Consider the following 14,694-nt stretch of genomic DNA (forward strand, 5'->3'; position numbering starts at 1 on the left):
TATGAAAGTCAGTTTAAGCTGGTTAAAAGAATATACATCGGTGATGGATGACCCGGCAGAAATTGCGGCAAAGCTCACCATGGCCGGTCTTGAAGTTGAGGCCGTTGAAAATCGATACGCTTTTCTGGATAACGTGGTGGTGGGTAGAGTGGATGCCGCGGAAAAACATCCGGAGGCGGACAGGCTCAGTTGCTGTCGGGTGGATGTGGGTGATGAGGTCCTCAGTATTGTCTGTGGGGCACCCAATGTGAAATCCGGCATGATGGTGGCCTGTGCCCGGGTGGGAGCAGTGCTCCCCGGAGGGCTTGAAATTAAAAAAAGCAAGCTTCGGGGACAGGTGTCCCAGGGGATGTTGTGCAGCAAAACAGAATTAAAGCTTGGCCTTGATGGTTCCGGTATTATGGAGCTGGCCCCGGATTTAATTCCTGGAACCCCCCTTGCCAAGGCCCTTGACCTCTTTGATGCCGTCCTTGAAATTGATCTGACTCCCAACCGCCCTGACTGCCTCAGCGTTATCGGTGTGGCAAGGGAAGTGGCGGCTTTCACCGGCAGGCCCTTTACTCCGAGTTCTCCGGATCTTTTGGTACCATCTTTGCAAGATTCAGGTATTTCTGAGTATATAAATGTGCTGATCCATGATCCTGAGCTGTGCCATCGCTATATGGCCGCCATGGTGGTGGACGTCACGGTGGGACCATCCCCTTACTGGCTACAGGATCGCCTTGAGTCGGTGGGGCTTAAACCCATAAACAACATCGTTGATGTTACCAATTTTGTTATGATGGAAATGGGGCAACCCCTCCATGCCTTTGACTACGATTTCTTGACCCAGGCGCGTATTGAGGTGGGCAGGGCTGGCTCCCGGCAGGATTTTATTACCCTTGACGGTAAGACCCGCACCCTTGATCCGGATATGCTCATGATCTGTGATGGCGGAGGTCCCGTGGGTATTGCCGGCGTTATGGGTGGAGAAAATTCTGAAATTATTCCAAAAACCACCCGGGTTCTTGTGGAGAGCGCCTATTTTGATCCGGTTTCTGTCCGTCGAACGGCAAAGCTTTGTGGAATCAACAGTGATGCCTCCCATAGATTTGAGCGGGGCATTGATCCGGAGGGCTGTTTTACAGCCTTGAGTCGTGCTGTCTCCCTGATGATTGAAGTTTCCGGCGGTACCCTTGTTCCCGGTTTTGTGGATGTGCATCCCACTACTTTTACCCCCCATGTCATTGAGCTTGACACTGCCGCCTTGAACCGTCGACTTGGGACAGATCTGGATGATGATCGCATCCAGAAAATGCTGATGTCTGTGGGGTTTGGGGTGACTTTTCTTGGCCAGGGAAAGCTGAAAATAAATGTTCCAGGTTTCCGTGTGGATGTGACCCGGCCTGAAGATCTGTCAGAAGAGGTGGCAAGACTCTGGGGATATGATAATATCAAAACTAGTTTTCCCATGGTGCCATCCCTGAGACGACAACCGGCTCCTGAAATTGCTTTTCGAGAATCAATTAAAGATATGATGAACGGATTTGGTTTCTCCGAGGCCGTGAATTATAGTTTTACCGATGCCGCTATATGTGAAAAACTTCAATTGCCCCCCGATGATGAACGGTGGGCACTGGAGCATGTCCTTAATCCCATTTCAGAAGATATGTCAGTGCTTCGCACTTCGCTGCTGCCGGGACTTTTTGAAAACTTGGGGCGTAATGCTGCCAAGCAAGTCAGCTCTTTGAAGCTTTTTGAAATCGGTAAGATTTTTATGGCTACGGGAAAGGGTATTCAGCCCCGAGAAAAAGAAATGCTGGCGGCTATCTGGGCTGGAAATCGTTCCACGCTTTCATGGCACGAAAAAGACGTACCCTGTGATTTTTTTGATCTCAAGGGTGTTGTGGAGGGGCTTTTTGCCAGCTTGGGAATCTCTGAAAAAGATGTTGTTTTTTCAAGGGCTTCGGAGACCCTTTATCCTTATTTTAAAAAGGGTTCTGGAGCGCTGGTGGAAATCAAGGGTACTTGTGTGGGAACTCTGGGTGAGATTTCCCAGGTGGTTAGATCCTGCTGGGGACTCAAGCAGGAGGCCTTTGTGTTTGATCTGGATATGACGGCCCTTCATTCGGCAACCCCCCAATCTATTGTTTCCGTACCATTGCCCCGGTATCCTTCCGTGGAAAGGGATCTGACCCTGATTGTAGATAATGCCGTGGCCGCCGGGGATATTCGTGATGACCTTGCCCGTCATACCCAAACCATCTCCCTTGTGGAGGATGTGTTGTTGTTTGATGTATACCAAGGCGCTCCCCTGGCCGAGGGTAAAAAATCTCTTTCTTTCCGTATCGTTTATAGATCTTCTGAAAAAACATTGAAAGAGAAAAAGGTAAAAGGTCTTCATACCACTATTTCCAAGTGGCTTATTGACAAATATGATGCCGATCTGCCTGCATGAAAGGGCAAAAACACACACCGGGACAAGCGGTTTCTGCCCCGGTGTTCAAGAAAAAATAAATGACTTATGGTTGACAATTTTCTTTTTTTGCTTTAAAGTTGCACATTGTTAGCGGGCATAGCTCAGTTGGTAGAGTACAAGCTTCCCAAGCTTGGTGTCGCGAGTTCGAATCTCGTTGCCCGCTCCATTTTTTTTGAACAGATCAATGTATTATTGGAATGTTCAGACGCCATGGGGTATGATCCTGCCTTCAGGTCGTAAAACTCCAGACTTTTATGCTTGGAATGGGAGTGTGATTCATCCTTGTTCTTAATGGGTGTTTTTCTGTTTCAGGCCCGGTGTTCGTGACGGTGGAGATATTTGAGATTTCTTCACCCGCTGTTGAACAGGCATGCGTGCTAATGCCTCTGGCATTTTTTGTCCTCAATGAAGCAGAGATATCCATTGCAAATGTTTGCATCAATGGAAATTTGCAGTGGGTGGCTGATAAATCGTGTCGGCACGGATTTACAGGGTATCAGGGAACGGGCGTTAGCCCGTTTTTTTTTTGGGGTGAGTGACGCATACTATCGTGGAGGCCGAAACCCAATTTTTGGCGACGAGGCACGGTTACTTCCGTTCTGGAAAATTAACAATACACAGCCGCCCGCCATGGAATTTATTAAATGCAAAAAAATGGTGTCGGTGTGGATAAAGGCGGATTACAAAGGTATGGTGACGCAAAAACAGCAGGAAACACAATCGGTTGCAGGGAGGGTGGAAGCACTGCTGGACCCATTGTGTACATCAGAAAATATTGAGTTTGTGAGTCTTGAATTCCTGTCAGACAGGGGCGGGGCTATTTTGAGAGTATGCATTGATAAGCCCGGTGGGGTCAACATCAGTGATTGTGCTCACATGAGTCGGCAGATTGGGGATTTGATGGATGTGCATTTTGAAGAAATGGGTGCATATCGCCTTGAAGTATCTTCTCCGGGGCCCAAGAGAATTTTAAGAAAATCGACTGATTTTAATCGTTTTTCAGGGCATCGAATTAAGATAGAAGTCAAACAACCGATTCAGGGCAGGCGGAAATTCACCGGCATTCTCCAGGGGATCTGTGATGATCTTGTCACCATTGCGGTGAATCAAGAAACGGTGGAGATTCGATATGAACAGATCGGCAAGGCAAGACTGGCTGGTTCACACGGGGAGTCATGATGTTAATTACAGATATTAAGCGGGTTATAGATCAGGTTAGCCGGGAAAAGGGAATCAGCAGAGAGGTACTTGTTGTTACCCTGAAAGAAGCCATTGAGTCAGCTGCCAGAAAGAAACTGGGGCCACGGGCGGACGTTGAAGTTCATTATGATGATAAAACCGGCGAAGTTGATGTCTTTCAGTTTAAAGAAGTTGTTGAAAATGTTCAGGATCCTGATATTGAATTGACCTATGAAGAGGGCCTTGGCTATGATGCCGAATGTGAGATCGGGGATAGCCTAGGAATCAAGGTGGATACATCTTCTTTTGGACGTATTGCGGCCCAGTCGGCAAAGCAGGTCATCATCCAGAAGATGAAAGAAGCTGAAAAAAGTGCGGTTTATGAAAATTTTATTCATAAAAAGGGTGAAATTATAAATGGTATTGTCCAGCGGGTGGATAGGGGAAATATCATTGTGAACCTTGGTCAAGCAGAGGCCATACTGACCTCCCGGGAACAGATTCCCCGGGAAATGTATCGCCGGGGGGATCGCATCCGGGCCTATGTGCTGGATGTTCTCGAAGATGCCAGGGGTTCCCAGATTCTCTTGTCCCGGACCCATCCGGAATTTCTGGTGAAGCTATTTGCCACCGAAGTGCCGGAGATTGCCGAGTCCATCGTGACCATACGAGGTGCAGCCAGGGAAGCCGGTGTTCGTTCAAAGATTGCTGTGAGTTCAACGGATTCCGATGTGGATCCCGTGGGTGCCTGTGTGGGTATGAAGGGCAACCGTGTGCAGAGCATTGTTCAGGAGCTCCGGGGGGAGAAAATTGACATTGTTCAATGGAATCCCGATGTGGCCAAATTTGTGTGTAACGCCCTGGCACCTGCTGAAGTCGCGCGGGTGATCATCGATGAAGATAACAAAAACATGGAGATCATCGTTGTTGATGATTATCTTTCCATTGCCATTGGGAAAAACGGTCAGAATGTCCGTCTTGCCTGCCGCCTCACCGGTTGGCACCTTGAAGTGATGAGTGAAGATGAATACAGCCGCAGTCTTAAAAAGGGATATGATTCTTTGATGGATATCCCCCATGTCACCCTGTCCATGGCGGAGGCATTGTATAAAAATGGGTTCTGCTCATCTGCAGATGTTGCATCCGGCGGGAAAGAAAACCTTGTGTCTATCCTTGAACTTCCAGAAGCGGATGTGACACAGCTGATTGAGGATGCACAGAAAATTGCTTCCGGAGGAAAAGCGGTACCCGTTGAGCTAACTTCCTCGGATGACATTGAACAGGAGATTGCGGAAAGTGACGCTCAAATCTCTGTCTCCGAATCAGATGATGATGACGATGATGAAGCAGATGACGTAAAATAACTCGACTTTCCCGGTTGATATAAACGGGGTCAGGTCAGGCTTGTATTATGGCAGTTTTTTTCGGCAGCACATGCTGATCGCTAAAAAGGATCATAATACAAGCCTGACCCCGCAGGCTCAACCTTTTACAGGCTTAAATCTGGAAAGTTGAGTGAAATAAGCCTTATAAACAGAATAAAAAGAGAGAATACTTGGGGGAACGGATGGCAAAAATCAGGGTATATGAGCTGGCCAAAAAGCTTAATTTGACGAACAGAGCCCTCCTTACAAAGCTGAAGGCGTTGGATATTGAAGTGAAAAGCCATATGAGTTCTCTGGAAGATGAGGACGTCAGCAAGGTTAAGGCAAGCATGTTCGGGCAAAAGAATAAACGGGCAGAGACCAGGGTGAAACCTTCTGTTATTCGAAGACGCAAACCCATGAAAAAAGAAGCGGCCGCAGCTGTTAAAGGAGCGGCCGCAGCTGTTAAAGGAAAAGACGCAGATGTGTCTGCTGGTGATGATGTGAAACCGGGTTCGGCTTCCTTAAAAGCCATTTCAGAGACAGAATCCGGACAGGCAAAACAAAAAAGTGCTGCCCCTGGGGATACAGATTCCCGGGAAAATGGGGTTTTGAAATCTGACACCTCCCTAGATGCCAATGGGTCTGAAGAAACACCTTCCCTTCCTCCTGAAGCCCGACCAGAAGAAGCTGTGAAGGAATCATCTGCTGAAACAGAAAATGAAAATTCTGCAGAGTCCTCATTAAAGAAAAACGCTTCTCCGGGATCTAAAAATTCCAGACCCAAGAAGAAGTCCGCCCCTGCCAGAGTCATTTCCGTGCCGGTAAAACCTGCAGAGGTCATTGCCAAAGACGTAAGTGAACCAACGTCTTCGCCTGTGGATACTGCTGAAGAGGCACCTGCTTCCACTGTCTCAGAGCCTTTTGAAGCAGTGACACCTGATCCTGAGCCATCTTCTCCTGATGATAGGGTTAAAACCATCAAGGAAAATCAGTCTCCGGTGGAAAAAACCATACCTGATCAAGAAACAACACCAACGATGGATAATACCAAAGACGAGACCAAAGAGGAGGGCGGTGCCCTGGATATAGTTGACGACGACAATGGTTCTGAGACTGAAGACAATAGCGACAATTCCGATGCCGGTGATAAAAAACGCCGTCGCAAAAAGAAAATGAAAAAATCTGAGCCGGCAAAAATTATTAAACTTGCCGTGCCCCCTGTTATTCCCCCTGCTCGAAAAAAGGAAGCTAGTACGACTGTGGCAGCGGATGTACCAAAGTACCGAAAAAGGGTAAGTAAGCCTTCTGCTGCAAGGCCATCTGAATCCAATCCCAATGCCAGGATTGTTTCATCACGTGTGGATCCCGGTGAAATGCCCGTGGGAGGAGATGTCTCAGGTAAAGCCAGACCTAAAAAGGACAAACGCAAGAAATGGGACCAGGCTGATGGTCCAGGGAGCATACCCAAGGGAAATCCCCGTAAAAAAAGATCTGTGGTTGAAGGAAAAGATCTTTACGATGGCGGCCGTGGCGGGAAAAAAGGACGGAAAAAGGATGCCCGTAATAAACAGCGAGTAAAGGCACAGAAGACCCAGATTACTATCCCCAAGGCCATTAAACGCCGGGTTAAGATTGATGACACCATTGAGCTTTCAGAACTTGCCAAACGCATGGGGATCAAAGCCAATGAGATGATCGTAAAGCTCATGGGCATGGGCGTCATGGCAACGGTGAACCAGACCATCGATTATGATACTGCAGCTCTTGTGGCCGCAGAATTTGACTATGAAGTTGAAAGAGCTTCCTTTGAAGAGGATCTGCTCATGGACCTTCATGTGGACGAAAACCCCGATGATCTCATCAGTCGCTCGCCGGTGGTGACTATCATGGGCCATGTGGATCATGGTAAAACGTCCTTGCTGGATGTCATTCGTAAATCCAAAATCACCACCGGTGAGGCAGGTGGTATCACTCAGCATATCGGTGCTTACAGTGTGGAGACCCCCAAGGGGGTGATTACCTTTCTTGATACCCCGGGTCATGCCGCTTTTACGGCCATGCGGTCCAGGGGTGCCCAGGTGACGGATCTTGTTGTTTTGGTGGTGGCAGCCGATGACGGGGTCATGCCCCAGACCATAGAGGCCATCAACCACTCCAAGGCGGCCAAGGTTCCTGTGATTGTGGCAGTGAACAAGATGGATAAACCCGATGCCGATCCTGAAAGGGTCATGCGGGAGTTGTCAGAACACGGTCTGGTCTCCGAGGACTGGGGCGGTGATGTTATTTTTGCCAGGGTGTCGGCCAAGGCGGAAACCGGCATTGATGAACTCCTTGAAATGATACTCCTCCAGGCAGAAGTTCTTGAACTCAAAGCCAATCCCACCCGCCCTGCCATGGGTCATGTGGTGGAGGCACGACTGGATGCCGGCAGAGGCCCTGTGGCCACGGTGCTGGTGGAGCAGGGAACCCTGAAAGCGGGTGCCCCCTTGGTTTGTGGTCTGCATTCCGGAAAAATTCGTACCATGATCGGAGACGTGGGCCAGACTGTCACCGAGGCGGGCCCGAGTACCCCGGTGGAAATTGTGGGATTGAGCGGTGTGCCCGAGGCTGGAGATGAATTTGTAGCCCTTTCATCTGAAAAAGATGCCAAGCAGATCAGTGAGCACCGCATGCAGAAAGAACGGGCCAAAGAACTTGCCAAAAAGAGCCGGGCCAACCTTGAAAAACTGTTTGCCAACATGGGTGCCGATGACATCCGGGAGCTTAAACTTATTATCAAGGCGGATGTTCATGGATCCCTTGAAGCCCTGAATGATTCGGTGATGAAATTGACCCAGGAAGAGGTGGATATCAAAATCGTCCATTCCGGTACCGGTGCCATTAACGAGTCTGATGTTTCCCTTGCAGCGGTTTCCGATGCCATTATCATTGGATTTAACGTTCGGCCCACCCCAAAGGTGAGAGATCTTGCCAAAGAAGAGAACATTGATATGCGTTTCTATGACATTATTTATAATGTCATCAACGATATCAAGGCCGCTCTCACCGGCTTGATGCCGTCCACCTTCCATGAGAATATCCTGGGACGTGCTGAGGTGCGAGAAACCTTTGTAATTCCCAATAAGGGCACTGTGGCCGGTTCCTTTGTGCTGGACGGGAAAATGACAAGGGGAGACAAGATCCGCCTGTTGCGTGATGGTGTTGTGAAATGTAAATCTACACTGGCTTCCCTGCGGCGCTTTAAAGATGATGTGAAAGAGGTGGCCCAGGGGTATGAGTGCGGTATTGGTCTTGATAAATACAATGATATCAAAATGGGCGACATTTTTGAGTGTTATGAGATCGAAGAACGAAAAGCCACGCTGGAGCAGATAAAATAAATGAAACCATATCCAAGGGCAGACCGGGTGGGGGTGCAGATTCAGTCATCCCTCACCGAGCTGATGACCAAAAAAATACAGGATCCACGGATTGAGATGGCAACCATCAGCGGGGTTAAACTGACACCGGATCTGCGGATTGCCTATGTTTACTTCTCTGTTTTCGGGGATGAAAAACGGGTTCAGGAGGCTCTGGAAGGATTTAAAAGTTCCTGCGGATTTATTAAAAAAAGTCTTGCGCCCAAGCTTGGTCTGCGATACATGCCTGATTTGAAATTCATCCATGACGCATCCTTTGATCGGGGCAGTCGCATTGACAGTCTGCTCAAGGGAAGTTTTTCTGATGATGCATTAAAGGATGACCATTGACCCCAGTGATGGACGGCATTATTGCCGTTAACAAGCCTGCAGGTATGTCTTCGGCCCGGGTGGTGGCTCGGTTGAAAAGACGGTCCGGGGTGAATAAAATAGGTCACACCGGTACCCTAGATCCCTTTGCCACCGGTGTAATGCTGTGTGGTATAAATAAGGGAACCCGCCTTTCACGCTTTCTTTTGGGTGGAGAAAAATCCTATAAAGCCGGCGTCTACCTTGGTGTGGAGACCGACACCCTTGATGCCGAGGGCAAAATGACGGCATCTGTGGGAGATGTTGGTGTGGATGCCATCTCCGGGACCAGGGTGGCAGAGGTGGTGGCCCGGTTTAAAGGCCCCCAAAAGCAAATCCCCCCGATCTATTCTGCGTTAAAGCACCAGGGCGTTCCCCTTTACCGCCTGGCCCGCCAGGGCAGGCCCGTTGAAAAGCCTGCCAGGGATATTGAAATATATAATATCGATATCACAGCCTTGGATCTTCCCATGGTTGAAATCAATGTACATTGTTCTTCCGGTACTTATATTCGAAGCCTGGCAAGGGATATCGGTGTCTATCTTGGTTGCGGTGCCCATCTGGCAAGTCTGTGCCGGACATCTTGTTGTGGCATTTCCCTTGATAAAACCATCTCTCTTTCCGGACTTGAACAGATGGATGACAAATCCTTCAATGAACAGGTCATTCCCATGGCCCAGGCTGTTTCCAATTTGCCCGGCATTTCTGCCGATGAACCCATGCTGAAAAAAATTGGTTTTGGGCAGCCTTTGGGTGATCTGCTTCCCGGGCCATCTTTCTGGGCCCATGCCGCCGCCGGTGAAGATAATTTCCTTCGAATACTTGGTCCACATGGATGCCTTGCAGCCATCGTTGAGTATGATGTCCGTACCCAGGCATATAATTATTGTTGTGTTTTTATGGATTAGTCGATAGTATAAACTGTTTTTGTCCCGGGAGGATATATCTGGAGGCAAATTCAATGGCAGGGGGATTCCAGCGATGTCCGTTTATCTGTTTTTCTGAATGGAATATTGGATGACAGATAACACAGCAAAGGGCCGTGTGTTGGATGAATGCCCCGTATTAATTTATTCCAAATAAGGAGTATTACCGTGGTTTTACTGGCAGAAAACAAAGAAGAAATGATTGCAAATTTTAAGCTCCATGATTCGGACACCGGTTCGCCGGAGGTGCAGGTGGCACTTTTAACCCATCGCATCAGTTACCTGACGGAGCATCTTAAAATACACAAGAAAGATCATCACTCAAGAAGAGGGCTCTTGATTCTGGTTGGTCGCAGACGTCGTCTTCTGGACTATGTTAAGAAAAAAGATATTGCAAGATATAGAACCCTCATTGAAAGACTGGGGCTGAGAAGATAAGAAGATAAGGGGCACGTTCTTCAATTACACATAAGGTGATTGAAATTAAAATGCGGTGGTCCCGGGTTTTTCCCTGCAGCTTGGATGATCTCTTTTCAAGTTGCTTCACAAGGAGAAAACGGGTCATTTGCGTAAAACAGATCCCTGAAGAACCAAACGCCGACACCTGATATACAGGTGTCGGTATGATAAATATTAACGGGCGGTAATTCTTTGGCAGATGCCTGAATAAGTTCGCACATGCACCATGCAGGTCTTCCTGATGGTGGATGTGCGGGTTTATTCTGTATAAAGATGCTTTTAGAACCGCCCTTTTTTACAGGAGAATTTATGGAACAAGTATTTAAAACCCAACTTAATGACAAAGAATTCAGTATTCGATCCGGAAAAATGGCCAAGCAGGCATCGGGCTCTGTGGTGGTGCAGTATGGCGATACCATGGTGCTGGTAACAGCCGTGAGTGCCAAAGATCCCAAACCGGATGCAAGTTTTCTGCCTCTCACCGTGGAATATCAGGAAAAAATATATGCAGCAGGCAGAATCCCGGGAAATTATTTCCGACGGGAAATCGGTCGCCCCAGTGAGAAAGAGACCCTGACCTGCCGCCTCATTGACCGTCCCATTCGTCCTTTGTTTGATAAGGGGTATAACTTTGAAACCCAGGTCATTGCCACAGTACTGTCCATGGACAAGGAAAATGAGCCAGACACCCTTGCGCTTATCGGCGCATCGGCTGCCCTTGGCCTTTCTGACATTCCCTTTGCCGGACCCATTGCAGGGGTTCGTGTGGGGCGCATTAACGGCGAGTATGTGGCCAACCCCACCGTGGAACAGCTGGCGGAAAGTGACATAGAACTTGTGGTTGCCGGCTCCAGAACCGGTGTGATCATGGTGGAAGGCGGTGCTGCCATGGTATCTGAAGAAGAGATGCTGGATGCTATTTTCTTTGGTCACCAGGCCATGCAGCCCCTCATTGATATCCAGGAAGCCCTCCAGGCGGCCATGGGCAAAGAAAAAAGAGTGATCGCCCCCCCGGAGGTGGATGAAACTCTTCTTGAAAAAATCAAAACCTTGGCGGGTGATAAAATTCATTCAGCAGTTCAGACCCAGGGAAAAATGGCACGTAACAAAGCCCTTGATACGGTGAAGACCGACCTGATTGAAGCGCTGGGAGAGGATTATGCCGACAGGGTCCGTGATATCAAAGATCTTTTTTCTGGCCTTGTGAAAACCATCTGCAGGGACATTGTGTTGAATGAAAACAAACGCATTGATGGCCGCCCCTTTGATGAGGTCAGGGAAATTACCTGTGAAGTGGGAAATCTGCCCCGACCCCATGGCAGCGCCTTGTTTACCAGGGGAGAAACCCAGGTACTTGGCACCTTGACCCTGGGCTCCGGCCGGGATGAGCAGCGGGTGGAAACCCTTGGCGGGGAAGAGACCCGAGCCTTCATGCTCCATTACAATTTTCCTCCCTATTCCGTGGGCGAGTGTAAACGCCCTGGCGGTCCCAGCAGGCGGGATGTGGGCCATGGAAATCTGGCCACCCGGGCCCTGGAGCGGGTATTGCCGGATACAGAAGATTTTGAGTACACCATCCGCCTTGTGGGCGAAGTCATGGAATCCAATGGCAGTTCCTCCATGGGAACGGTGTGTGCCGGTACCCTTGCCCTGATGGACGGTGGTGTTCCTATAAAAGAACCGGTGTCCGGTATTGCCATGGGGCTTGTAAAGGACGGAGATAATACAGTGGTCCTGTCTGATATCCTTGGGGATGAAGATCATTTCGGGGACATGGATTTCAAAGTGGCCGGTACCCGTACCGGTATCACCGCCCTTCAGATGGACATTAAAATCCGAGAACTTTCCCGGGATGTGCTGATAAAGGCCCTGACCCAGGCAAGGGAAGGGCGGATTCATATTCTGGATCGCATGCTGACAACCCTTGATGCGGCCAGAACGGAGATGTCCCCCCATGCCCCCAAGATTATTGTCGTTAAGATTAATCCTGACAAGATCCGGGAAATCATCGGCCCTGGTGGTAAAATGATCCGTTCCATCCAGGCGGACACCAACACCGTCATTGAGGTGGATGACACAGGTCTTGTGAAGATTGCCGCTACAAACCAGGAAGATGGCGAAGCCGCCTGCAGGATTGTAAATGACATCGGCATGGACCCTGAAATCGGCGGTGTCTATGAGGGCGAAGTGGTTAAAACCATGGATTTCGGTGCCTTTGTGCGTATCAAAACCGGCACCGATGGACTGGTACATATCTCTGAATTGGCCGACCACCGGGTGAAAAAGGTCACCGATGTGGTAAAGGAAGGGGATATCATCAAGGTAAAAGTGCTTGATATTACCCGGGACGGCAAGATTCGTCTCAGCCATAAAGCTGTAACTGTCACGGAATAATGAATACCCCGGGGCTCAGTGTCTGTTCCCTTGCCAGTGGCAGCAAGGGTAATGCCGTTTTTGTTTCCGGTGGAGACAGTGCGGTTCTGGTTGATGCCGGTCTTTCCGGCATTGAACTGGAACGGCGTATGGCTGAAAAGGGACTTTCCCCGGAGATGCTTTCCGCTGTGGTGATCACCCATGAGCACACCGATCATATCCGGGGTGCGGGGATCTTGAGCCGCCGGTATAATATTCCGCTTTACATTAACCGGCAGACCCTTCAGGCGGCTTCACAAAAACTTGGCACCCTCCATGATGTTCAGGATTTCAGATGCGGGGTCAGTTTTCACATTGGTGATCTAAAAATAGATCCTTTTTCCATCTCCCATGATGCAGCAGACCCCTCGGGGTTTACACTGGAGCATGGGGGGGTTAAGTTTGGTCTTGCCACGGATCTGGGGGTGGCCACCCATCTGGTGAAAAACCATCTAAGAGGGTGTTCACTTCTGTATGTGGAGGCCAACCATGATCCGGACATGCTCACCCGGGGTCCCTATCCCTGGTATTTAAAGCAGCGGGTGAGAAGTCGTTTGGGACACCTTTCCAACGCTGCCGCTGGTGATCTGGTCAATGAAGTCCGGGATGACAGCCTGCGTCATGTATTTCTGGCCCATCTCAGCCATGAAAACAATACCCCCGCACAAGCCCTTCAAACCTTCCAGGAACGCCTGAACACCCCCGATCTTCCGGTGGAGGTGGCCATGCCCCATGCCCCGGGGACCCTGGTGTCTGTTCCCCCCTTATTTGTCCCAGGATAATGTTTCCAGGCGTTTCAAGGTATATTTTCGGGACCCCAACCCAATGGTTTCTCCATAACTCAGTTGAAGTTCCCAGGGGACTTGGGGGTAAAGCCCCTTGAACTTATCCTCCCCCGGCAGAAGGTTGTGCTTCAGGCAGCATCCGGGAAGGGCAGCTTCGGCATTCACAAGGTCCGCCGAGGCCTGATCCAGGGCAACGGGATCGGTGGATGCTGCAATGCCGATGTCCCTTACAATGGGAGCATCATTGTATGGCAGGCAGTCACAGGCCGGAGAAATATCTGAAATAAAGTTGATAAAAAGGGATTTTCCCTGCTTGTTTTTCAGAACCCCCAGCGTATATTCCATCATTTTTTCCAGAAAAACCGGGATGGTCTGGTTCCAGCGAATGTTCACCGAACTTGTGGGGCAGCGGATAATGCACTCTCCGCATCCGATGCATTTTTTCGGATCAATGGCCGCAATTGCTTCCTCAATGGCAATGGCCTCAACAGGACAATGGGCCGCACATTCCCCGCACCCGATACATGTTTTTCGTTTTACCTTGGGACTCACCGTGGAATGCTGATCCAGTTTTCCCCGCCGGGAAGCGCATCCCATGCCAAGATTTTTCAAGGTGCCCCCAAAGCCAGACAACTCGTGGCCTTTAAAGTGAGCCACAGATATCAGGGCATCGGCGGAGAGGATTTCACTGCCAATATATACCTGCCTGCAATGTTTCTGGTTGATTTTAACGGCCTTGTCACTTTTTCCCCTCAGACCGTCGGCAATGATAATGGGGGCACCGTCCATGCTGGAAAAGGAAAAGCCATTTTCAATTGCGGTCTTGATGTGGGTGGGGGTGTCACTGCGTGCCCCGGCATAAAGGGTGTTTGCGTCTGTCAAAAAGGGGATTGCCTTTTTTTGTCTTACGGCCTTTACAATGCTTCTGATGTAGGGGGGGCGAATGAACGCCGTGTTTCCTTTCTCTCCAAAGTGAAGCTTAATGGCTGTTAAGTCATCTTTGTTTAGTATGCCGTCAATGCCTGCTTCCTGCAGCAGTCTTGTGAGTTTTTCAGGGAGGTTTTCCCTGGAGGTTGCCTTGAAGTCGGTTATATAAACGGTGCTTGTCATGGAAAATCTCCTTTAATATATAAACATATATGGCAGTAGGCACCTGCCACAACGAAAAATGAAACTCTAATTATTGCAGTATTTTATACGGAGTTTCATATAAAACGGGCATGTCCTGTTGGACACAACAAATATAGGGTCGTAGACGCGGAGCCAAATGGCATTATACCGCCGCCGCCCCCCCCGACGGGCAATGGGCCCGGACCGGAACTGTAGACAGTTCGATTGTCC

General features: G+C 49.3%; 10 protein-coding genes and 1 tRNA gene. 10 read left to right on the top strand and 1 reads right to left on the bottom strand.

Features of this window, described 5'->3' with window-relative positions; all coding sequences use genetic code 11:
- The first annotated feature begins 1 nt into the window (after position 1).
- From pheT to ACYQ2M_RS19160, 10 genes are all read left to right on the top strand, one after another.
- Positions 2-2,437 carry a phenylalanine--tRNA ligase subunit beta gene (gene pheT / locus ACYQ2M_RS19115; RefSeq protein ID WP_459917981.1) on the top strand — a complete coding sequence of 812 codons (2,436 nt, stop codon included), beginning with the start codon at positions 2-4 and terminating at the stop codon, positions 2,435-2,437.
- A gap of 111 nt (positions 2,438-2,548) precedes the next feature.
- Positions 2,549-2,624: transfer RNA gene (locus tag ACYQ2M_RS19120), tRNA-Gly, on the top strand.
- Between the two features lie 464 nt (positions 2,625-3,088).
- Positions 3,089-3,637, top strand: a complete 549-nt coding sequence (locus tag ACYQ2M_RS19125; RefSeq protein ID WP_459917982.1) for a ribosome maturation factor RimP — start codon at positions 3,089-3,091, stop codon at positions 3,635-3,637.
- Complete coding sequence (gene nusA / locus ACYQ2M_RS19130; RefSeq protein ID WP_459918003.1) at positions 3,637-5,001, top strand: transcription termination factor NusA; 1,365 nt, start codon at positions 3,637-3,639, stop codon at positions 4,999-5,001. The genes ACYQ2M_RS19125 and nusA overlap by 1 nt, the downstream gene beginning before the upstream one ends.
- 203 nt (positions 5,002-5,204) lie before the next feature.
- Positions 5,205-8,384, top strand: coding sequence for a translation initiation factor IF-2 (infB, locus tag ACYQ2M_RS19135; protein ID WP_459917983.1), 3,180 nt, complete (start codon positions 5,205-5,207; stop codon positions 8,382-8,384).
- Positions 8,385-8,753, top strand: a complete 369-nt coding sequence (gene rbfA, locus ACYQ2M_RS19140) for a 30S ribosome-binding factor RbfA (RefSeq protein WP_459917984.1) — start codon at positions 8,385-8,387, stop codon at positions 8,751-8,753.
- A 5-nt stretch (positions 8,754-8,758) separates the two neighbouring features.
- Complete coding sequence (gene truB / locus ACYQ2M_RS19145; protein ID WP_459918004.1) at positions 8,759-9,679, top strand: tRNA pseudouridine(55) synthase TruB; 921 nt, start codon at positions 8,759-8,761, stop codon at positions 9,677-9,679.
- A gap of 186 nt (positions 9,680-9,865) precedes the next feature.
- A complete protein-coding gene (gene rpsO / locus ACYQ2M_RS19150; RefSeq protein ID WP_459917985.1) occupies positions 9,866-10,135 on the top strand; it encodes a 30S ribosomal protein S15 in 270 nt (89 codons plus the stop codon).
- 330 nt (positions 10,136-10,465) lie between these two features.
- A complete protein-coding gene (gene pnp, locus ACYQ2M_RS19155; RefSeq protein WP_459917986.1) occupies positions 10,466-12,550 on the top strand; it encodes a polyribonucleotide nucleotidyltransferase in 2,085 nt (694 codons plus the stop codon).
- On the top strand, positions 12,550-13,350 hold the full coding sequence (locus ACYQ2M_RS19160) for an MBL fold metallo-hydrolase (protein ID WP_459917987.1): 801 nt from the start codon (positions 12,550-12,552) through the stop codon (positions 13,348-13,350). The genes pnp and ACYQ2M_RS19160 overlap by 1 nt, the downstream gene beginning before the upstream one ends.
- On the opposite strand, the gene ACYQ2M_RS19165 is transcribed toward ACYQ2M_RS19160, so the two are convergent.
- Positions 13,333-14,463 carry a DUF362 domain-containing protein gene (locus ACYQ2M_RS19165; RefSeq protein ID WP_459917988.1) on the bottom strand — a complete coding sequence of 377 codons (1,131 nt, stop codon included), beginning with the start codon at positions 14,461-14,463 and terminating at the stop codon, positions 13,333-13,335. The genes ACYQ2M_RS19160 and ACYQ2M_RS19165 overlap by 18 nt on opposite strands.
- Positions 14,464-14,694 lie beyond the last annotated feature (231 nt).

Source organism: Desulfocicer niacini, from assembly GCF_054657595.1.